The following is a 20,376-nucleotide window of genomic DNA, read 5'->3' on the forward strand; positions in this document are numbered from 1 at the left end:
CCCCCGCCATCACGCCCCACCCCCGAGGCGCGCCGCACGGCGGGCGCCTCGACCTGCCCCGGCCCGACCTGCCTCACCGGTCCGACCTACCCTGCCAGCCCTACTGGCCCGAACCACGGGCGGCCGGATTCTGCACTTTGCAAAGCCGCACGCTTGGAAAGCCTGTTCGGGGCAGCCCCTCACGAGTTCGAATCTCGTATCCTCCGCCGGCAGAAGGCCCGGACCGCTCAGCGGTCCGGGCTTTCGTCGTTCCACGACCCCGGCTCCGGCGTCCCGGTCCGGGCCGAGGCATGGTGCGAACGCTCCGGCCGCAGTGCTCGCCAGATCGTGGCCGGGCTGGCTTGCAGGCGTCACGGTCGCCGTGGCCGCCCGGTGACGTCAGCCAGTCGAGCGGGCACCGGCACGAGCCCGGTGGCGGCTCTCAGAATCCCGGCGGACGGCGGAACCCGCCGATCACCTCCGCGAGGCACTGCACGAACCGGATCGCGGTGCGGTCGTGCAGGTAGGGCGCGATGACCTGGATGCCGACGGGAAGCCCGTCCCGGGTCGCCCCGACAGGTGCCACCGCCGCAGGCAGATGGTTGAGCGACGACGGTGCCATCCACGTGAGCATCTCGCGATACGGCCGGTCGGCGCCGTTGACCCGCAGAGTTCGGACCGACCAGCCGGGGTCGGGTCGGTGGTCGTGGGGGAAGGCGGCTGTGGGGCTCACCGGGCAGATCAGCACGTCGACGTCGCGGAAGAACTCGGCCCAGCGGCGGCGGGAGTGCTGCCGGCGTTCGTCGAGGTCGTGCCAGTCACGGAAGCGGAGCGTCAGGTCCGACGCGAACCCGCCGCCGGCCCCTTCCGCCATGGCGGCCTCCACGAGCCCGGCAAACGACTCGTCCGGCTCGACCAGCCCGCTCTGTGCCATCAGCAACGGTTGGTAGAGGGCCATCGTCTCTTCGAGCCCGACCGGCCCCTCGCCCTCGACCACGACAGCGCCCTCGGCCCGCACCGCCTCCAGCGTGGCCTGCATGATCGCGGTCAGCTCGCTGTCGACGGGGCAGAACGGGTCGTCGAGCCATGCCGCGACCCGGAAGTCCCGCAGGGCGCTCGACCTGGCGGGGGGCAGCTCCAGCCGCCATCCCGGGGCGCGGTCGTGGTCCGCCCCTGCGAGGACGTCCAGGCCCAGGTCGAGGTCGTCGGCGTGCCGGCCGAGCGGGCCGAGTACCGCCATGTCGAAGTCCGCCAGCGTCCCGGGAGCATGTCCCGAGACGCTCCCGTACCTCGGCACGATCCCGAAGGAGGGGCGCAGCCCGTAGACGCCGCAGAAGTGGGCGGGCACCCTGATCGAGCCCGCCGTGTCGCCGCCGAGCTCCAGGCCCGTCAGCCCTGCGGCGAGTGCCGCGGCGGACCCGCCGGACGAACCGCCGGGTCCGCGGGTCGGGTCCCACGGATTGTTGGTGGTCCCGTAGACCTCGTTGTAGGTCTGCCAGTCCCGGGCGTCGGGCGGCATGTTGGACTTGCCGAAGACGACCGCTCCCGCGCCCTTGAGCCGTGCGACCGACTCGGCGTCGCTCGTCGAGACGTGATGTCCCCAGCGGGTCGACCCTCCGGTGGTCCGCATGCCCGCAACCTCGAGACTGTCCTTGATCGTCACTGGGACGCCGTGCAGGCGGCCGAGCGGCTCGCCGCGGGATACCGCGCGGTCGGCCGCCAGCGCCGCGGCCCTCGCACCCTCCTCGTCCCGGGCGACGACGGCGTTCACCTTCGGATCGAGCCGCTCCACCCGGGCGAGGAAGTGGTCGAGCAGCTCGACGCTCGACACCTCCTTCGCCGCGACCGCGGCAGCGAGCTGACCTGCGGAGCGGAATGCCAGATCGGTCATGCAATTCTCCAGGGGAGGCCAGACCCGCGGCGGTCACATCGCTGCGGCCGACGCAAAATCCCAGTTCAGGGCGGGTCTAAGCCGACCCTAGCGGACGCAGGGGACCATGTCGGGGTGTGGCCTTTCTCACTTTCGACAGCGGATTCGTCCGGCGCCCGAGCAACGACCGGAGGCCGACGGGCTCGGGAAACGGTCATGAGAAAGGGTCACGAGAGGGGGCGCGTCGGTCAGCCGGTGCATGGCCGGATGGCCGGCGCCCTGCTGGCCCGCGCCGGGAAGGTCACCTTCCCGCTGCCCGGCGGCAACGCCTTCTGCGCGCGGTACATCGACCGGCACCTGGCCGCGATGGCAGCTGCCGGGGCCGAGGTGGAGGTGGACCGGGGCCGGGTACGGGCCCGCTTCACCGGCAAGCGGCTGCCGTTCGTCACCGACGCCGAGACCCGAGCCTGGGGCCCGAGCCTCGGGGCGACGGTCACCGCGATGCTCCTGGCCGCCCGCACCCCCGGCACCTCGGCGATCCTCAACCCCAGCGTCGAACCCGAGGTCACCCACACCGCCGCCCTGCTCTCGCAGGCCGGCGTCGGCATCGAGTGGCGGGGCAGGAACGCCCTGAACGTCACCGGCACCGACCGCGTCCAGGGCGGGGTGTTCACCGTTCCTCCGGACCGGCTGGAGGCCGCGACGCTGGCCCTGGCCGCCGCCATCACCGGCGGCACCGTGCACCTGGACGGCTTCCCCGCCGCCGCCCTCCCGGACGGCCTGGTGTCGGTGTTCGCCGACGCCGGCATCCGACTCGACCCGGTGGACGGCGGGACCACCGTCAGCACCCCGGCCGGGCCGTGGGCGGTGCAGACGGCCACCGGCCCGCACCCCGGCTTCCCGACCGACGTCCAGCCCCAGCTGACCGCCTTCCTCACCCAGGCCGAGGGCGCCTCCCGGATCGAGGAGTGGATCTACACCCGGCGCGACACCCACCTGCCCGCCCTCACCGCGTTCAGCGCCACCGTCAACGCGAGCGGCTCCGTGATCACCGTCCGGGGCCGGTCCCCGCTCGGCGCCGCCGACGTGGCCGGCGAGGACATCCGAGCGGCAACCGCCCTCGTGCTCGCCGCCCTGGCGGCCGAGGGCACCTCTACGATCCGAGGGATGTACCACCTGCGGCGCGGATACGGCAGCCTGCTGCCGAAGTTGGCCGCGCTCGGTGCCACCCTGACGATCAACCAGGAGCAGTCGTGACCCTCACCGTGCCGTGGAGCCCGAACGCACTCGCCGACCTGAGCGAGTGCCTGGAACTGATGACCGCCGACGGCCCTGTCCCCGGTGGCGTCATCGCCCACGGCACCTTCGACGCCGAGCCCGGATTCCTGGCCTCCGGCATCGTCGCCCCCGAGTGCGGCGATGCCCGGCCGGGGCCGGACACCGTGTACGACGTGGCGTCGCTGACGAAGGTGCTCGCCACCTGGCCGCTGGTCGGCACCTCCCTCAACGAGTCCTTCACCCTGGACACCCCGGTCCGCGAGCTGCTGCCCGACGTCCCGGCCGAGGCACCCGGCGGCCGGGTCACGGCCCGCCAGATCCTCTCCCACACCTCCGGCCTGCGCGCCGACACCCGCCTCGACCGGTACCGGGGCCGCACCGAGCCGCTGGCCGAACTGATCTGCGGCGAAGACCTGATCGCCGAGCCCGGAGCCGGCCACCGCTACATCAACCGCGGTTTCATCCTCCTCGGCCTGGTCCTCGCCCACACCCGGGGCCACCGCCTGGACGAGCTGGCGGCCGACCTGTGGCAGAGCCTCGGAATGACCGCCACCGCCTACGGTCCCCTCACCCGCTCCGCGCGGGTCGCACCGACCGAGCAGCGGCTGCCCGGCGCTCCCCGGCTGTGGGGGATGCCGCACGACGACAACGCCGCCCTGCTCGGCGGCGTCGCCGGCCACGCCGGGGTGTTCACCACCCCGGCCGACCTCGCCGCCTTCGCCACCGCCCTGCTGTCCTCGCATGCGAACGGAGGGGACCTGGGCCGCTGGCTGGCCAACAGCCTCCAGCCGCTCGCCGGGATCGAGCCCGGTCTCGACCGGGGCCTGGCGTGGATCCTCGCCGACGACGGCCGGGTGGCCTACCACCACGGCTTCACCGGCACGAGCCTCTACCTCGCCCCGCACACCGGGCGCTACCTGGCCATCTGCACCAACGCCGTCTACCACCACCAGGACAACCGCACCCGCCTGGCCCCGCTGCGAGCCCTCGCCCTGAAAGCGATCACCGACGAACCGTAGGAGGCCCCGTGCCCCACCTCACGCTCGCTTCCCTCACCACCCTGCGGCTCGGCGGCCCGGTCGGCGAACCGCTGTACGTCTCCGACCCCGACGACTGGCAGGAGCTGGTGCACACCGTCGGCCGCCGGGAGGAGTACAGCCCCCTCACCCTGGGCCACGGGAGCAACATCATCGCGTCCGACACCGGTCACACGGGCACCGTCGCCGTTATGAACACCCGGGGCATCACCGCGAAGCGGCAGGACGACAACACGGTCCTGGTGACCGTGCTGGCCGGCCACCCGCTCATCGACCTCACCGCCTGGGCCGCTGCCGAACACCTGTCCGGGATCGAGTGCCTGGCCGGAATACCTGGCACCGTCGGCGCCGCCCCCGTCCAGAACGCCGGCGCCTACGGCCAGCAGGTCGGCGACACCCTGGACCACCTGACCGCCTGGGACTGGGACATGGGCCGGCTGCGGACCCTGCCCGCCCAGGCGTGCCGACTCCGCCACCGCGACAGCCGCTTCAAACACGACCCAGGCCGCTGGACCATCCTCACCGTCGCCTTCCGCCTGACCCGCTCCGCGGCCGCGCCCATCTCCTACCAGCCGCTCGCCGAGGAACTCGGCGTCCAGCCCGGGGCCAGGCCGCCGGTCAGCGAGGTCACCGCGGCCGTCCTCGCCAACCGGCACCGCCGCGGCCTCCTCCTCGACCCCCACGGCCCCGACGCACGCCAAGCCGGCTCCGTGTTCCTCAACCCGCTCGTCACCGCCACCCAGGCCGCCCGCTGGTCAGCGGCGGGCTGCCCCGTCCACACCGACAGCGACGGCCGGCTGCGGGCCAGCGCCGGATGGCTCCTCGAACACGTCGGCTACCGACCCGGCCAGAAGATCACCGAGGGCGTCCGATGCTCGGAACGCCGCACCCTCACCCTCACCGCCCACAACGGAGCGACCCCAACGGGCTTCGCCCAGGCCCTCACCGAGCTCTCGGCCCAGGTCGAGATCGCGACCGGGATCGCGCTGCAGCCCGAAGTATCGGGGGACTGGCTCGACCTGGGCCTGCTGAGCAGATGCCTGGTTCATCACCTACACCTCGGCGAACCGCCATGCCATATGTGACTGCTGACGTTGACTGTCCCGGATGATGAACAAGGTCGACAGCTACTCAGATCCGTCCCGCGATGAGTTGCGAGATCGAGAAGAGCGCGACCAGTAGAGATAGGAACGTGGGTACGAACGCAATGTTCCGACGTCGATCACTCGCTGCATCCGCGGCTTTCTGGCTGACCACGTCAATGTCGATCATTGATTCCTGAAAGCGGAGCGGCGCCTCCGGACCGTCCCCGTCGCGGCCCTGTCCGTTGGAACGGGCATGGCCGGCGGGTGAGGTACTCGGCACTCAAGCCGGACGCTCCGGCAGGCGAAGCGCCCTTTCGGTTCGCCCGCCGCGTCTTCTGGATCAAGGAGCATGACCGCTCAGAGCAGCCAGATGCGTGACAAGGACTGCGCCCCATCCGAAGGCGTAGATCCCCGCACCATCGCCGCCCGAGTGTGGGGCGAACTCACCGAGCGCGCTTGGGGGGGAGCGCTGCCAACCGCCAGCACGCGATCGGCCAACACCTCCACGTCCGGACCTCAACAGAACTTGATCAAGGTCAGCGAGTCGCTGGCGAGCGGCACTGCGTTCATCTGGGTGGCGCCGACCAGGCGAGGTCTCGTCGACATCTACATCGACTGCGCAAGCGGGAGTCAGCTCGGCGACGGCAGCCATATGCTCTCGGAGCTACTCCCGCCCGACCAGGCGCGCGAGCTCCTCACCAAGATCATCAAAATGGCCCCCTCGCTCCAGGAGGCCCTTGCACTCTCAGTAGTGGATGGGTGGCTCGCTGGCAACTTCCCGAAGTAGGCCCTCGGCCGCCATGGGCTGCCACAGCCAGTCGCCTGGTCTCAGTTTTAGCCTCGTTCATCCCCGTCCGGCCGGGTCCAGCCGCTGCCCGGCGGCCCGCTCCGCCACGAGTCAGAACGGGTGCGAACCCCGGCGGACGGCGTCCGGAAGAATTGGAAGCGTGTTGGGGGCAACGCCTCACGCGTTCGAATCTCGGATCCTCCGTCTACGCCCGCCAGGGCGAGTGTAGGACCCGACCATTCTGCGGTCGGGCCCTACCTCGTTCTCCACGGGTTTGCGCTCAAGTGCACGCAGCCCTCGAAGCGCCACGCGGCGCCGCCTTAAGCCAACGGCACACCGCCCGGACGTCGCCAACCGCGCCCGATCCTGCGGCACGTCCTACCGATCAGCAGCAGACGGCTCCGCGAGATCGAGACTGCGCTGCGCAGCTTCGATGAGCTGGTCATAGGTGACGACCGTGATCCGGGTCATGTTGCTGTTGTAGGTCCTGATCGTCTCAGCGACCTGCTCGGCAGTGACCTTTCCTGTAACGAACGACGCGTGCCCGATTACAACGGTCATCGTGGCGCGGCGGCAGTCGATGTTGAAGTCGGCCAAGATCTGATGCCGATGCTCGTCAAGGCTGCGCAGGTAGTTCAGCGCCTGACCCATCGCATCGTTAATGTCGGCGCCGACAGTGAGGTGGTTCCGATGCTTCTTGATGAGGCTACCGATCTTGGCTTTCTTGATCTCTACGCCGTGCAGAGACCCATCCGGCCTGATCAGGGACAGATCAAGCTGATCCTGCGCCGTTAGGTCCCGCCGCGCGGAGCCGGAGAGGAAATCCGCGCCGAAGACCCAGGTCATGCGCTGCAGACATTTCTGGAGATCGCTCTCCGCGCTATCTGGGTTCTCTGCCACGGCACGCAACTCAGCGAGATCGTTGCGCCTCCTTGCATGCTGCACAAGAGTCGCGAACGCCTGGGCTTCGTCGATCTCACCAATAGCCCGGGCGGCTTCATGGTCGTGCTCCAGCAGACTCAGCAGCCTTCGGATGGTGTCAGCTCCTGTACTGCTGCCAGACCCACGGACTGCCTCCGTGGCGGCCGCCATGACTGGCGAATCATGGTCGCTTCCCTCAGGAGCTATATTGCACTCGTCATCAGTGCTAGCCAACCGAAGACTCAGACTGATCCGGGGAGCACCTTCGAAGGAATCCGATCCGCCGGCGAACGGTCGATCGCCCGTCAGTTGGCGCAGCCGAAAAACGGGCGCCTGCCGGATCTGGACAAATTCCATGTCGCCAAAGTTTCTGACTTTCGGCTCGCCAGTCTCGATCCATCGGGCAACCGGGAGGTCCTCGACGATGGCAAACTCACCGACGTACAAGCACTCGCCATGTCGCACCTCGAAGACGCGCAACGGCAGTCCGCGTCGGAGATGGCTCAGCACCCCGAGATTCTCCATAGCGAGACGATCACCAAGTTGAACCTGGCCCGGCGCGAGCAGCACGTCCCCGCTCAGCCGTGAAGTCAACTCCACGACGGCGGGCGCTCGGTTCAGGAAGAGAAATACGTTCCGCGTCTTCGCGCTGGGACCGGCTGTGACCCGCGAGTTCCCACCGTAAACATCATGCAGTTGTGTACGGCTGACCACAGACCCAGGGGGGATGTTCCACGCCGAAAGCCAGTCAGCCGGCGGCTTCGGACGCTCGATCCAGCGAGTCAGCGCCTCCCATTGTGCGTCCGACAGGGAGATCGCCGTCAGGTCACGGCCCGCCGCCCGAACGATCTGTCCCAGCTTGGGAACATCCCACGAGCCAGCCGAGAGCGGTGAGGCCAGAAACGGCCTGTCGAAGTCCACGCGTACCCTGCACCGAGTCGGACGAACCCCATCAACCTGCGCAGCCTCATCACCGTCCTGCTGGCCCAGAAGCATCGACCGGAGAGACGTAGACGGCCCAAGGACAGCCGTCTCGACAATCCTCCCGAGCGCGACGGCCCCACCACCACGCCCGCGACGCCACAACAGGACAGAGTCACCCACATGGGCAGACACGTCCGCGACCGCGAAGTGCCCGTTCTCCCACTCCTCAATCCTGGGAGACGAGCTGGACGCCGTTCCCCTCTCCTGTGCCAGCAGCAGCCATCGCTTCACCGAATCTCCTCTCCGTGCGATCGGAGGGCTATCGACCCCGACACCATCATCGCGCGCGCGACTGACACCAACTCAGCTTCCTCAAGCAAACCCAATCCGCGAAGCGCCTGTGGCCGTCCAGACGCTCGTACGCCGCCGGAGCAGCAGTGAGCTGGTCTCAGTGCTGGTCTCGTTCACCCCCGTCCAGCCGCGTTCGGCCGCTGCCCAGAGGTTCGCTCCGGTGCAGGTCAGAACGGGTGCGGACCCCGGCGGACGCCGTTCGGGAGAACTGGAAAGCGTGTGGGGGCAACCCCTCACGAGTTCGAATCCCGTGTCCTCCGCCGACAGAAGGCCCGGACCGCAGCACGCGGTCCGGGCCTTCGTCGTTCACAGTCTCATCCGCAGTCGCAACGCCCCGGTTCGGAGCATCCTGGTTGCCGGCATCCGTGGCCTTGGCCATCTGCCGGACGAGCCGTCCCGCACCTGCTCGGCGACATCGTCGAGTCGGCACCTTGTCCCGGCGTGATGACCGGGGACAACGCCCGACAGCGGCCCTCCGCGCTCAAGTGGATCTTGGGTGCGACCGCCTCGGGACCGTCCGAGGGCCTCGCCGGCCGCCCGGGCGGCCGGCGAGCCGGGGCTCGGTCCGTGGGTGATGCTCGGCAAGTCCTTCAAGGGGCCGGCCGACCGGACTCGCCCGGCAGACTGCCGAGTTGCTCGCCCGGGAGACCGGGTGGGACGCCCGGACGGTGCCGCTCCGACCGGAACTCGTCGTCGAGGTCGCCTTCGACGGCCTCCAGCACTGCCCCCCGCTACCCCGCCGGGCCGAACCTGCGACTCTCGCCCGGGTGGTGCGCTACCGGCCGGAACAGAGCACCGCCGGGGCCGACACGGTGGCCTCCGCAAGGGAGTTGGCCACCGCCGAAGGCCTGTGGGGCCGTCCGTGCGGCCGGGTCCGCCGACCCGTCCGGCGAAGTACCGCGGGCTGAAACGCACTGCGCCGCACTGGGGGTTCACGCACAGGGGCCGAATCAGCCATTCTCGATCCGGCCACCGTACCCCTCCGTGAACGGACGAGTGATGGCTAGGTTGACCGTGACAACGAGAGGCGGCCGCCGGGCAGTCGGCGCCGCCCTGGCGAAAGGTGTCCGACACATGCAGGTGAGCGTCGACCGGGACCGCTGCTGCAGCTCCGGCATGTGCGTGACGAACGCCCCCGCGGTCTTCGACCAGGACGACCGGGACAGTCTGGTGATGCTCCGTCAGACCGTGGTGCTGCCCGAGCAGTTCGACGACGTCAGACTCGCCGCCGAGCTCTGCCCGGGCCGGGCGATCACCGTCACCGGGGACGGGCCCGAGCGGATCGGGGCCTGACGGACCCCCGCCGCCGGCCCCGCCGGGAGCCTCCCTGCCCCCGAACCCGACGAGAACACCCGCGACGTGAGGAGACCCCCGCCTTGACCACCGCACCCACCGCACCCACCGCACCCACCACCCCCGTCCTCCCGCTGCCGGCCCCGCACTCCGGCGGCTGCCCGTTCGGCCCGCCGCCCGCATACCCCGAGGCCGCCGCCATCGGGCCGGTGACCAGGGCGAAGCTGCCCGACGGCGACCTCTGCTGGCTGGTCACCGGCTTCGCCGAGGTCCGCACCGTGCTGTCCGACCGCCGGTTCAGTGCCGACATCCGCCACCCGTCCTTCCCGCTGCTGGTCGCCGGCGCTCGCGAGCTGATCACCGACAATCCGGACTTCCTGCGGCTCGACGACCCCGAGCACGCCCGCCAGCGCCGCATGCTCACCGGGGAGTTCCTGGTCAAGCGGGTGGAGTCGCTGCGCCCGGAGATCCAGCGGATCGTGGACGAGGCACTGGACCGGATGACCGCGGGCCGGACCGCGGCCGACCTGGTCACCGACTTCGCGCTGCCGGTGCCCTCGCTGGTGATCTGCCTGCTGCTCGGCGTGCCGTACGAGGACCACGACCGCTTCCAGAGCCTGAGCCGCACGATGCTCAGCCGGGAGAGCACGGTGGAGGAGCTCCGGGAGGCCCAGGAGGGGGTCCTGGAGTACCTGCGCGACCTGACGGCCCGCAAGCGCGCACAGCCGGAGGACGACGTCCTCAGCCGACTCGCGGCGCGGGACGACCTGACCCCGGAGGACGCGGCCGCCATGGGCGTGCTGCTGCTGGTCGCCGGGCACGAGACGACCGCGAACATGATCGCGCTGTCGACCGCCCTGCTGCTGGAGCACCCCGAGCAGATCCCCGGCCTGGCCGACCCGGCCACCCTGCCGGGCGCGGTCGACGAGCTGCTGCGGCTGCTGACCATCGTGCACACCGGCCTGCCCCGGGTGGCGCTGGAGGACGTGGAGCTGGGCGGCGTCACCGTCCGGGCCGGGGAGGGCGTGATGGCGATGCTCTCCACCGCCAACCGGGACGAGGCGGTGTTCGGCGGCGCCGGCCATCGGGCGACGGACGAGCTGGACCTGTACCGGGACGCCCGACGGCACGTGGCGTTCGGCTTCGGCGTGCACCAGTGCCTGGGCCAGCCGCTGGCCCGCGCCGAACTCCAGATCGCCCTGGAGACGCTGTTCCGCCGGCTGCCGGGGCTGCGGCCGGCCGGCGAGCGCGAGTTCCGTACCGAGTCGTTCATCTACGGGATGCGGTCACTGCCCGTCACCTGGTGAGCGGTGCCCGACGGAGGACTCTTCGTCCGCGGGACACGGATCTTCTCCAGTACCGGCCCGAACCGCGTGCAACCCGCCCGCTGCCCCGGCGTGACGACCGGGGACAGCGGGCGGCTCCGTTCCCGCACTTTGCAAAGTCCCGCACACTTTGCAAAGTGCGGGACTTTGCAAAGTGTGCGGCTTTGCAAAGTGCCGGAAACAGCCGCCCCGACGACGCCGAGCCCCCACCCCCGTTACAGCTTGACAGCAAGTGTCACAATGTAACGCGCGCGGGGCCGGCAGGTCCGGCGGCGACCGATTCCAGCAGCTCGGAGCACGTCATGCACCCCTTCCTCGACCATCCGGGGCCGCTCGCCTTCGCGCACCGGGGTGGTGACCTCGGACGGCCGGAGAACTCGCTGGCCGCGTTCGAGGCCGCCGTCGCACTCGGCTACCGGTACCTGGAGACGGACGTCCACGCCACCGCCGACGGCGTCCTGGTGGCCTTCCACGACAGCCGGCTCGACCGGGTCACCGACCGCACCGGGGTGCTGGCCGAGCTGCCGTGGCGCACCGTGCGGGAGGCCAGGATCGGCGGCACCGAGCCGGTGCCGCTGCTGGAGGACCTGCTCGACGCCTTCCCCGAGGCCCGCTTCAACATCGACGTCAAGGCGGCGCCCGCCGTCGGCCCGCTGGTCGAGGCGGTGCGCCGGACCGACGCCTGGGACCGGGTCTGCGTCGGCGGCTTCTCCGACGCCCGGCTCGCCGCCGTACGGGCCGCCGCCGGACCCCGGCTGGCCACCTCGCTCGGCCCGCGCGAGGTGGCGCGGCTGCGGCTGCGCTCGCTGGCCGGGCCGCTCGGGCGCGGCGGCGGGGCGCCGTGGGCCGGGACCTGCGCCCAGGTGCCCGAGCGGCACAAGGGCGTCCGGGTGGTCGACCGGGCCTTCGTCCGGGCCGCGCACCGCCTGGGCCTGCAGGTTCACGTCTGGACTGTGGACGACGCCACACGGATCCGGGCTCTCCTCGACCTGGGTGTGGATGGCATCATGGCCGATCGCATCGACGTCCTGCGCGATGTCCTCCGCGAGCGCGGATGCTGGCCCCACGGCGGCAACGGCTCCAGCACGGTGATAGGAACCGCCCCATGAGCACCGCGACCGACCTGCCGGAGCATCCGGCGACCGCCACCGACGACGGCCGCGCGCTGCGCCGCATGCAGTTCGGCTGGTACATCAACGACTGGGCCAACGCGGCCTTCTCCGCCACCGTCCTCACGGTGTTCCTCGGGCCGTACCTGACCTCCATCGCCAAGGAGGCGGCCGACGCCCAGGGCAATGTGCACCCGTTGGGCCTGTCGATCCGGGCGGGCTCGTTCTTCCCGTACACGGTGTCGTTCTCGGTGCTGCTGTCGGTCGGCGCGATGCTGCTGCTGGGGACGGTCGCGGACCGCACCGGGCGGCACAAGGAGCTGATGTGCGGCGCCGCGTACGTCGGCTCGGCCGCGACCATGGGCATGTTCTTCCTCGGCGGCGACCGCTACCTGCTCGGCGGCGGCCTGCTGGTGGTCGCGAACATCGCGTACGCGGTGTCGGTCGCGCTCTCCTACGCCTACCTCCCCGGCCTGGCCTCGCCCGACGAGCGGGACGCGGTGTCCTCCAAGGGCTGGGCCTACGGCTACGCGGGCGGCGGCCTGCTGCTGATCGCGAACCTGGCGCTGTTCCAGGGCCACGACGCGTTCGGGCTGTCCTCCGGCACCGCCGTGCGGATCTGCCTGGCCTCGGCCGGGCTGTGGTGGGCGATCTTCACCCTGGTGCCGCTGCTCCGCCTGCCTTCGCGGGCCGGGGTGCTCCCGGGGCGGCCCGGGGTGCCTTCGGCGCGTGACGGGGGCGCCGGGGACGGCAAGGACGCCGAGCCGGCCGCCGGGAGCCTGCGCGAACTCGGCCGCACCCTGCGCGGCATGCGCCGCTACCCGCTGACGCTGCTCTACCTGGGCGCCTTCCTCTGCTACAACGACGGCATCCAGACCGTCGTCTCGCAGGCCTCGCTCTACGGCAGCGAGGAGCTGGGCATGGACCAGACCTCGCTGGTCGTCGCCGTGCTGCTGGTGCAGATAGTGGCGATCGGCGGCGCGCTGCTGCTCGGCCGGATCGCGCACCGCTTCGGCGCCAAGAGCACCATCCTCGGCTCGCTGGTCGGCTGGGTGGTGACCCTCGCGCTCGGCTACTTCATGCCGGCCCACCAGCCCGCCTGGTTCTACGCCCTGGCCTGCATGATCGGCCTGGTGCTCGGCGGCAGCCAGGCGCTGTCCCGCTCGCTGTTCTCGCACATGATCCCGGCCGGCCGGGAGGCCGAGTACTTCAGTGTCTACAAGGTCAGCGACCGGGGCACCAGTTGGATGGGCCCGCTGGTCTTCGGCCTGGCCTACCAGATCACCGGCAGCTACCGCTCGGCGATCATCTCGCTGCTGGTGTTCTTCGTGATCGGCTTCGCGGTACTGCTGCAGGTCCCCGTCCGACGCGCGATCGAGGCGGTCGGCAACCCGGTGCCCGAGCGTCTCTGACCGCACCCGGGAGCGAACGGTACAGAACCGCACGGAACGGGGCGGGGGCCCTTGCAGCCCCCGCCCCGTTCCGTTGACCCCGTTGTGCCGCACGCCGCGTGGCGGCCGGTCAGGCGGTCGGCTTCCAGCCGAGGGCCGGGGCCAGATGGGCGGCGATGTCGGTGAGGATCTGGACGTAGTCCTCGTGGCCGAAGGTGAACGGGAGCGCGAAGACCACCTCGTCCACCTCGCGGAAGCCCGCGTGGGCGGACAACTGCTCGGCGATCGCGGCGGAGGGGCCGACCAGGTCCCGGGCGAACATGGTGCGCGCCGGGCCCTGCGGGGTGGCGGTCCGCGGCGTGCGGGCCCGGACGTAGTCCTCGTAGCGCGCCCGCTGCTCCGGGGTGGCGCTGTCGGTGGGGATCACCACCAGCCCCTGGGAGACCCGGGCCCCGGCGCCCAGCGGGTGGTGGGCGCGGAAGGCCGCGATCTGCGAGCGCTGGATCTCGGCGAAGTCCTCCGACTCCTCGGCCCGCACCACGTTGCTGGTGAGCAGCGAGAGCCCCTGCTCCCCGGCCCAGCGGGCGGAGCGCAGGCTCCCCCCGCCGTACCAGAGGCGGTCGGCCAGGCCGGGCGAGACCGGCTGGACCCGGTCGGAGTAGACCTCGATGCCCTCGACGCCGCTGAAGTCGGTGGCGGGCTCGCCGCGCAGGAAGCCCAGCAGCCGGCGGACCCGCTCGTAGCCGAAGTCCTCGGTCTCGGCGGTGTCCGGGTACAGCGCGCCGGACACCCGGTCCCAGTGGCCGGGACGGCCGACGCTGACGCCCGGGTTGAGCCGGCCGCCGGACAGCAGGTCGGTGGTGGCGAGGTCCTCGGCCAGGCGCAACGGGTTCTCCCAGCCGACCGGGACGACCGCCGTGCCCAGTTCGATCCGGCGGGTGCGCTGGGTGGCGGCCGCGAGCACCGCGACCGGCGAGGAGATGCCGTACTGGAGGTGGCGGTGGCGCACCCAGGCGCTGTCGAAGCCCAGTTGCTCGCCGAGTTCGATGAGCCGCAGGGTCTGCTCGTGCCCCTGGGCCGGGTCGGCGGGGTCGAACAGTCCGATGGTCAGGAATCCCAGCCTGCGCAGGGGCCTCGCGTGCGACGGCACCGGTGTCCTCTTTCCTCGGCGCCCCCGGGCGCCGACGGTGACCGGCCGGGCGGCGTGCCGTCCACCGTCACACACCGGCCGGGGGTGCTCAAGGGCCGCCGGGGATTCGTCATCGGGCGCAACATCCCTGTCACGCCGCCGTTCTCGAACCACCGGGGGCCGTCCCGGGGTGGTCCCGGAACGGCCCCTGGTGGTAGGCCCGGTCAGCCTCGGGCGAGCAGCTCCAGGGTGTCGATGACCCGGTTGGAGAAGCCCCACTCGTTGTCGTACCAGGCGACGACCTTGACGTGCCGGCCGTCGACCCGGGTGAGCGCGGCGTCGAAGATCGAGGACGCGGCCTCGCCGGTGATGTCGCCGGAGACCAGCGGCTCGTCCGCGTAGTCGAGGATGCCCTTGAGCGGGCCGTCGGCGGCGGCGCGGTAGGCGGCGAGCACCTCGTCGAGGGTGACCTCGCGCTCGACCGTGGTGTTCAGCTCGACGATCGAGCCGACCGGGACCGGCACCCGGATCGAGTCGCCCGAGAGCTTGCCGTCGAGCTGCGGCAGGACCAGGCCGATCGCCTTGGCGGCGCCGGTGGTGGTCGGCACGATGTTGACGCCGGCGGCGCGGGCCCGGCGCAGGTCGCGGTGCGGCCCGTCCTGGAGGTTCTGCTCCTGGGTGTAGGCGTGCACCGTAGTCATGAAGCCGTGCTCGATACCGGCCAGCTCGTCCAGCACGGCGGCCAGCGGGGCGAGCGCGTTGGTGGTGCAGGAGGCGTTGGACACGATCACGTGCGCGGCCGGGTCGTAGTCCGCGGTGTTCACGCCGTAGGCCAGGGTGACGTCCGCGCCGTCGGACGGGGCGCTGACCAGGACCCGGGCGGCGCCGGCCTTCAGGTGGGCGCGGGCGGCGTCCGCCGAGGTGAACCGGCCGGTGGCCTCCAGGACGAGGTCGACGCCGAGCTCGGCCCACGGCAGGGCCTCGGGGTCGCGCTCGGCGAGCACCTTGATCCGGCGGCCGTCGACGACCAGCTCGTCCCCCTCGACGGCGACCGGGTGGCGGAAGCGGCCGAGCGCGCTGTCGAAGCGGAGCAGGTGGGCGAGCGAGTCGATGGGGGCGAGGTCGTTGACCGCGACCACCTCCAGCTCGCTGCCGCGCTCCACCAGGGCGCGCAGGCTGTTGCGGCCGATGCGGCCGAACCCGTTGATGGCGATGCGGGTCATGGAGGGCTCCCTCTGCGGTTCCGGGCGGTGCCGGGGTGCTCCGGGGTGGTGGCCCGGGGCGTTCCGTCGTGTGCTGACACCTCCATGATCCGGACTCCGCCGCGGGCCGGACAGGGGCTGGATCGACACGGTCCGCAAGGATCCCGCCAGACTCCGCGCCAACGGTCGCAAGGATCCCGCCACCTTCCCCGGGGCACCCGCTCAGCCCTCCGCGCGGGCCGCGAAGGTGTGCCGGTACTCGGTGGGCGAGGTGCCGAGGACCCGGTGGAAGTGCAGCCGCAGGTTCGCCCCGGTGCCGAGCCCGACCCGGTCGGCGATCTGCTCCACCCCCAGGTCCGTGCGCTCCAGCAGCTCCCGCGCGAGGTCCACCCGGGCCCGCAGCACCCACTGCATGGGCGTGTAGCCGGTGTCCTCCACGAACCGCCGCGAGAAGGTCCGCGCCGAGACCCGCGCGTGCCGGGCCAGGCCCTCCAGCGTGAGCGGCTCGGCCAGGTGCGCCAGCGCCCACTCCCGGGTGCCGGCGAAGAGGTCGCCGAGCGGCTCGGGCACGCTGCGCGGCACGTACTGGGCCTGGCCGCCGCTGCGGTAGGGCGCGGCCACCAGCCGCCGCGCGACATGGTTCGACAGGCCCACCCCGTGGTCGCGCCGCACCAGGTGCAGGCACAGGTCGATGCCGGAGGCCGCGCCGGCCGAGGTGAGCACCGCGCCCTCGTCGACGAACAGCACGTTCTCGTCGACCCGGATCCGCGGATGGCGTTCCGCCAGGACCTTGGCGTAGTGCCAGTGGGTGGTCGCCCGTCTGCCGTCGAGCAGCCCGGTGGCGGCCAGGGCGAAGGCCCCGGTCGAGATGGCCGCCAGCCGGGCGCCCCTGGCGTGGGCGGCGACCAGTGCCTCGACGACAGCGGCCGGCGGCGCGGTGGTCGCCGGATCGCGGTAGCCGGGGACGAACACGGTGTCCGCGTGCTCCACCGCCTCCAGGCCCTCGGCCACGTGGTACGACAGGCCGTCGCCGCCGGCCACCAGGCCCGGCGCCGGACCGCAGACCCGGACCGTGTAGGGCATGCTCGGCCGGCTGGAGAACACCTGCGCGGGAATGCCCACGTCCAGCGGCTTCGCCCCCTCCAGTACGAGCACGGCGACCCGGTGCTTCCCTCGGCCCATCGGGCCGCCTCCACTCCCCCGCGGCCGACCCGGGCGCCGCGGCACGCCCCGGCCGGCACAGTACCGACCGCAAGCATCCTGCCATCAGCCGGGGCCTGCCGCGCCGGGCCGGTCAGGGCGCGGCGGGAGCCGGACGGGCGGTGCGGGGCAGCAGAGCCGGGACGGCCTCGCTCTTCACCAGCCAGGCCACGCCGAAGGCGAACACCGACACCGCCTCGCCGAGGTAGGGCAGGGTCAGCGGCCAGTCCCGGGCCAGGTGCAGCACCCCGGCCACGGCGACCGTCAGCACGCCGGCCACGATCACCCAGCCGCAGACCAGGTACACCCAGTCACGCGCCGGACGGCGGCGGCCGGCCGCCGGGGAGTCCGCGAACAGCCGCAGGCAGAAGTACCCGAGCACCCCGAACAGGCCGGCGGCGAAGGCCAGATGGAGCATTCCCACGGTGGTCTGGACACCGCTGGGGTGCGGCACCAGGGCGGACGGCGGCTCGGTGGGGAACAGGGCCACCCCGATCGCCAGCACCCCGGCCACCGAGCTCAGCCGGTCCTCCCGGCGGTCGTGGCGGTAGCAGATGAGGAAGACGCCGACGGCGCACAGACCGCCGACGAAGACGTTGCGCATATGGGTGTAGTAGGACGCGCTCATCGAGTCGAGCAGCGCGATCCGGGCGGAGGTGAGGCTGTTGCCGAGCGGCAGGGCGATCGGCAGCAGGAACCCGAGGACACCGACGCCGAGGCGCAGGCGCCGCACGGTCCGGACGTCCTGGGCCCTGGGGTCGGGATCCGCGAGGGTCCTGGCTTCGGGGGTCCTGGCTCCGGGAGTCCGGGATTCGGGGGTCCGGGATTCGGCAGGGGGGTGAGCGGACATGACGAGGCCTCCTTCGACATGCTGAGGCTGTCTGCACCGCGGCCGGGACGGCGGCCGCGGCAAGGTGATACCCGCCCGCCAGCGTCCGGGAACCCCCTTCCGGCCTGCTGTTCTGACACACCGTCACGATCTTGACGGGGCGGCGGCGTCAGCCGACCGGCCGGAGCAGTTCCTCGATGCCCTGCGCCCGGCGCAGCGGCACGAACCGCACCGCCCCCGCCGCGTCCACGGTGAAGCCGTGCACCGCCGGCTCGGGCAGGCTGTTGTACTGGAAGTGGGTCGTCGCGTAGTAGGCGCCGGTGTCGAGCAGCGCGACCAGGTCGCCGGGCTCCAGCAGCGGCAGCGGGCGGCCGACCGCGACCAGGTCCCCGGCGAAGCAGCACGGCCCGGCGACGTCCTGCGGCACCGGCGCGCCGTCCTTCTGCGCGCCGGAGGGGTGGTGCGCGGTGATCCGCAGCGGCCAGGCGTCCGGCATGAACACCGTGCGGGTCGCGACCTGGGCCCCGGCGTGGGTGAGGGCGATCCGCCGGCCGCCGGAGGTCTTGGTGTACTCGACGTACGCGGCGGTGAACCCGTTCTTCGCCAGCAGCGAGCGGCCGAACTCGGTGGCCAGCCGGTAGCCGCCGCCGAACAGCTCCGGCACCCGGGCCCGCAGCAGTTCGGCGTACCCGGCGAAGGTGGGCGCGGTGGTGTCGTCGGCGAAGTTGACGGGCAGCCCGCCGCCGAGGTCGATGCCCACCACCTGGCGGCGCCCCAGTTCGCCGTTCACCCGCTCGGCGAACGCGACGGCCCGGGCGACACCCTCGGCCATGAGGTCGAGCGGGCAGCCCTGGGAGCCGACGTGCACATGGACCCAGGTCAGCCAGGGGCGTTCGCGGAACGCCTCCAGCAACCGCTTCTCGTTCCCCTCGTCGGCCAGCCCGATCCCGAACTTGGAGGTCGCGGTGGCGGTGCTCATCGCCCCGATCGTGCCGCCGCCGATCTGCGGATTGACCCGGACGCCGATCCGGGAGGCGGAGGCGCCCGCCCGCAGGATGTCGTCGGCGCGTTCCAGCTCCTGCCAGTTGTCGATGTTGACGGCGACCCCCGACCCCAGTGCCGCGGTCAGCTCCCGCCGGGTCTTGGCGGGCGAGTCGAGGACGATCCGGTCCGGCGCGAAACCCGCCGCCAATGCCTGGGCGAACTCGCCGGGGCTGGCCACCTCGCAGCCCATGCCCAGCTCGCGCAGTCGGGCCAGCAGCGGGACCAGGCAGTTCGCCTTGGCGGCGAAGGTGTGCAGCACGTCGAGCGAGGCCGGGAAGGCCGCCCGCAGCTCGGCGACACTCGCCGCCACGCCGTCGAGGTCCACGAAGGCGGCGAGCAGCGCGTCCTCGGGATCGAGCAGCCGGTGCCGCACGGCCTCCCGCAGCACACGTTCACGACGGTCGGCGAACCGGTCGTCGACAGGGTGAGGAAACGTCATGACCCGGTACTCCCCCGGCTCGTCGGGTGGTCGGGCGTCCAGTCTGCCCCAGGCGTTGCAGTCCGGTGACACGGAAGGCCCGATTCCGTCGATTGTTCGCACTACGTTCGATCGTGCACGGCGCCGCACGGCCACCCAGCACACCGCTCAGGAGACCCCCCATGTCCCGCAAGGCCACCCACCGCCCGACCACTGTCCGCACGCTGGCGGGAGCGATCCTGACGGTCGCCCTGATCGTGCCCGTGGCGACGGCCTGCGGCCCCGACTCCGATGCGTCCGCCACCTCGGCCGCCACGACAGCTGCCACGACGGCCGCCGTCGTGCCCACGGCGACCGCGCCGACGACACCGGTCGCCACCGCACCGAGCACACCGGCCGCCACGACCACCGCGGCCAAGCCCGCCACCGCGACACCGACGGGCACGCCCACCGCCACGCCCACCGCCACGCCCACGGTGACCGCACCCACGACGGCCACCACGGCCAAGCCGAAGTCCCCGGGCAAGAGCTTCCCCCTGGCGGACGGCATCAGCACCGCCGAGGTCCAGCCCACCGGGAACCAGAACTACACCGCCAGGATCGTCGCCCGCGGCTCCGTCCTGGCCACCCTGGAGACCAAGGACGCCGACGCCGGCCTGGACGCCAACGACATGTTCGTGGTGCTCTCCGTCGACGGCACGGTCCACTCCTGGACGGGCGGCGCCCACCAGGGCCCGGGCACCTTCAAGCTCGCCGGCGGCTGGACGGCCAAGGTCACCAAGGTCGGCGAACTCCACTACCGGGCGCAGATCCTCGGCCTCGACAACGCCGTGAACGACACCCTGGACGCCGACCAGCACGACATCGGCGCCGTCGCCAACGGCTCGTACATCGTGCTCACCGCGGGCGGCCGGATCAGCGCCCACATGTGAGACCGACCGAGACCGACCGGGACCGACGCCGCGGGCGCGAACACCGGACGGACGCTACCTGGCAGTACCGGGGGCCGGGGCACCGCCGGCCGGGGCCGGGCGGGACGCGGCGAGCCGCGTGCCGGCGCGCTCGGCGTCGATCCAGGAGCGCAGGGCGCCGACCCGGGTGTAGACGCCGGCATATCCGGCCTGACCGCAGCCCCGGCCCCAGGAACTGATGCCGACGAGAACGCCGGAGAGGACGAGCGGGCCGCCGCTGTCGCCCTGGCAGG

18 protein-coding genes are annotated in these 20,376 nt (G+C 71.9%); 10 read left to right on the plus strand and 8 right to left on the minus strand.

The annotated features are described in order from the left end of the window. Positions 1 to 421: 421 nt before the first annotated feature. Positions 422 to 1,870, minus strand: coding sequence for an amidase (locus VR45_RS17980; RefSeq protein WP_045940799.1), 1,449 nt, complete (start codon positions 1,868 to 1,870; stop codon positions 422 to 424). Between the two features lie 246 nt (positions 1,871 to 2,116). Here VR45_RS17980 and VR45_RS17985 point away from each other — a divergent pair, with 246 nt between their 5' ends. The 5 genes from VR45_RS17985 to VR45_RS18000 all read left to right on the plus strand — a co-directional run bounded on the left by VR45_RS17985 (position 2,117) and on the right by VR45_RS18000 (position 6,036). Then, complete coding sequence (locus tag VR45_RS17985) at positions 2,117 to 3,106, plus strand: hypothetical protein (RefSeq protein WP_045940800.1); 990 nt, start codon at positions 2,117 to 2,119, stop codon at positions 3,104 to 3,106. Then, complete coding sequence (locus VR45_RS17990; protein ID WP_052709179.1) at positions 3,103 to 4,146, plus strand: serine hydrolase domain-containing protein; 1,044 nt, start codon at positions 3,103 to 3,105, stop codon at positions 4,144 to 4,146. Before VR45_RS17985 ends, VR45_RS17990 begins: the two co-directional genes overlap by 4 nt. A gap of 8 nt (positions 4,147 to 4,154) precedes the next feature. Continuing rightward, the gene (locus VR45_RS17995; RefSeq protein ID WP_052709180.1) at positions 4,155 to 5,249 is read left to right on the plus strand and encodes a UDP-N-acetylmuramate dehydrogenase; all 1,095 of its coding nucleotides are present in this window, start codon (positions 4,155 to 4,157) and stop codon (positions 5,247 to 5,249) included. A gap of 264 nt (positions 5,250 to 5,513) precedes the next feature. Continuing rightward, a complete protein-coding gene (locus VR45_RS50575; protein WP_353612699.1) occupies positions 5,514 to 5,627 on the plus strand; it encodes a DUF6009 family protein in 114 nt (37 codons plus the stop codon). After that, complete coding sequence (locus tag VR45_RS18000) at positions 5,599 to 6,036, plus strand: DUF6009 family protein (protein ID WP_045940801.1); 438 nt, start codon at positions 5,599 to 5,601, stop codon at positions 6,034 to 6,036. The genes VR45_RS50575 and VR45_RS18000 overlap by 29 nt, the downstream gene beginning before the upstream one ends. 378 nt (positions 6,037 to 6,414) lie before the next feature. Here VR45_RS18000 and VR45_RS44200 read toward each other — a convergent pair whose 3' ends face one another. After that, on the minus strand, positions 6,415 to 7,878 hold the full coding sequence (locus VR45_RS44200; protein WP_159394248.1) for a Shedu anti-phage system protein SduA domain-containing protein: 1,464 nt from the start codon (positions 7,876 to 7,878) through the stop codon (positions 6,415 to 6,417). A 1,428-nt stretch (positions 7,879 to 9,306) separates the two neighbouring features. Here VR45_RS44200 and VR45_RS18020 point away from each other — a divergent pair. The 4 genes from VR45_RS18020 to VR45_RS18035 all read left to right on the plus strand — a co-directional run bounded on the left by VR45_RS18020 (position 9,307) and on the right by VR45_RS18035 (position 13,371). Beyond that, the gene (locus VR45_RS18020) at positions 9,307 to 9,525 is read left to right on the plus strand and encodes a ferredoxin (protein WP_045940804.1); all 219 of its coding nucleotides are present in this window, start codon (positions 9,307 to 9,309) and stop codon (positions 9,523 to 9,525) included. 83 nt (positions 9,526 to 9,608) lie between these two features. Then, entirely contained in the window at positions 9,609 to 10,832 is a 1,224-nt protein-coding gene (locus VR45_RS18025; protein WP_045940805.1) for a cytochrome P450, read from the plus strand. Positions 10,833 to 11,152: 320 nt separating this feature from the next. Then, a complete protein-coding gene (locus tag VR45_RS18030) occupies positions 11,153 to 11,959 on the plus strand; it encodes a glycerophosphodiester phosphodiesterase (RefSeq protein WP_045940806.1) in 807 nt (268 codons plus the stop codon). 65 nt (positions 11,960 to 12,024) lie between these two features. Next, positions 12,025 to 13,371, plus strand: coding sequence for an MFS transporter (locus VR45_RS18035; protein ID WP_234326023.1), 1,347 nt, complete (start codon positions 12,025 to 12,027; stop codon positions 13,369 to 13,371). 109 nt (positions 13,372 to 13,480) lie between these two features. Here the strand turns inward: VR45_RS18035 and VR45_RS18040 are convergent, their stop codons facing one another. The 5 genes from VR45_RS18040 to VR45_RS18060 all read right to left on the minus strand — a co-directional run bounded on the left by VR45_RS18040 (position 13,481) and on the right by VR45_RS18060 (position 19,193). Further along, complete coding sequence (locus tag VR45_RS18040; RefSeq protein ID WP_045940808.1) at positions 13,481 to 14,500, minus strand: LLM class flavin-dependent oxidoreductase; 1,020 nt, start codon at positions 14,498 to 14,500, stop codon at positions 13,481 to 13,483. A 203-nt stretch (positions 14,501 to 14,703) separates the two neighbouring features. Continuing rightward, positions 14,704 to 15,702, minus strand: a complete 999-nt coding sequence (gene gap / locus VR45_RS18045) for a type I glyceraldehyde-3-phosphate dehydrogenase (protein ID WP_045940809.1) — start codon at positions 15,700 to 15,702, stop codon at positions 14,704 to 14,706. A gap of 201 nt (positions 15,703 to 15,903) precedes the next feature. Further along, on the minus strand, positions 15,904 to 16,863 hold the full coding sequence (locus VR45_RS18050) for a helix-turn-helix domain-containing protein (RefSeq protein ID WP_045940810.1): 960 nt from the start codon (positions 16,861 to 16,863) through the stop codon (positions 15,904 to 15,906). 112 nt (positions 16,864 to 16,975) lie between these two features. Further along, the gene (locus tag VR45_RS18055; protein ID WP_159400471.1) at positions 16,976 to 17,731 is read right to left on the minus strand and encodes a hypothetical protein; all 756 of its coding nucleotides are present in this window, start codon (positions 17,729 to 17,731) and stop codon (positions 16,976 to 16,978) included. 148 nt (positions 17,732 to 17,879) lie between these two features. Beyond that, positions 17,880 to 19,193: a diaminopimelate decarboxylase gene (locus tag VR45_RS18060; protein ID WP_045940817.1), complete on the minus strand. Its 1,314-nt coding sequence runs from the start codon at positions 19,191 to 19,193 to the stop codon at positions 17,880 to 17,882. Positions 19,194 to 19,354: 161 nt separating this feature from the next. On the opposite strand from VR45_RS18060, the gene VR45_RS18065 reads away from it, so the two are divergent. Then, a complete protein-coding gene (locus VR45_RS18065; RefSeq protein ID WP_045940812.1) occupies positions 19,355 to 20,104 on the plus strand; it encodes a hypothetical protein in 750 nt (249 codons plus the stop codon). A 54-nt stretch (positions 20,105 to 20,158) separates the two neighbouring features. On the opposite strand, the gene VR45_RS18070 is transcribed toward VR45_RS18065, so the two are convergent. After that, positions 20,159 to 20,376 (minus strand): trypsin-like serine protease (locus tag VR45_RS18070; RefSeq protein ID WP_045940813.1); only part of this gene is annotated, 218 nt, incomplete at its 5' end.

The organism is Streptomyces sp. NRRL S-495, assembly GCF_000966955.1.
Lineage (GTDB): Bacteria > Actinomycetota > Actinomycetes > Streptomycetales > Streptomycetaceae > Kitasatospora > Kitasatospora purpeofusca.

Coding starts and splice junctions, on each gene's coding strand:
- VR45_RS17980 (WP_045940799.1), bottom strand. CDS start 1,870: ATGACCGATCTGGCATTCCGCTCCGCAGGTCAGCTCGCTGCCGCGGTC.
- VR45_RS17985 (WP_045940800.1), top strand. CDS start 2,117: ATGGCCGGCGCCCTGCTGGCCCGCGCCGGGAAGGTCACCTTCCCGCTG.
- VR45_RS18000 (WP_045940801.1), top strand. CDS start 5,599: ATGACCGCTCAGAGCAGCCAGATGCGTGACAAGGACTGCGCCCCATCC.
- VR45_RS18020 (WP_045940804.1), top strand. CDS start 9,307: ATGCAGGTGAGCGTCGACCGGGACCGCTGCTGCAGCTCCGGCATGTGC.
- VR45_RS18030 (WP_045940806.1), top strand. CDS start 11,153: ATGCACCCCTTCCTCGACCATCCGGGGCCGCTCGCCTTCGCGCACCGG.
- VR45_RS18035 (WP_234326023.1), top strand. CDS start 12,025: ATGCAGTTCGGCTGGTACATCAACGACTGGGCCAACGCGGCCTTCTCC.
- gap (WP_045940809.1), bottom strand. CDS start 15,702: ATGACCCGCATCGCCATCAACGGGTTCGGCCGCATCGGCCGCAACAGC.
- VR45_RS18050 (WP_045940810.1), bottom strand. CDS start 16,863: ATGGGCCGAGGGAAGCACCGGGTCGCCGTGCTCGTACTGGAGGGGGCG.
- VR45_RS18055 (WP_159400471.1), bottom strand. CDS start 17,731: ATGTCCGCTCACCCCCCTGCCGAATCCCGGACCCCCGAATCCCGGACT.
- VR45_RS18060 (WP_045940817.1), bottom strand. CDS start 19,193: ATGACGTTTCCTCACCCTGTCGACGACCGGTTCGCCGACCGTCGTGAA.
- VR45_RS18065 (WP_045940812.1), top strand. CDS start 19,355: ATGTCCCGCAAGGCCACCCACCGCCCGACCACTGTCCGCACGCTGGCG.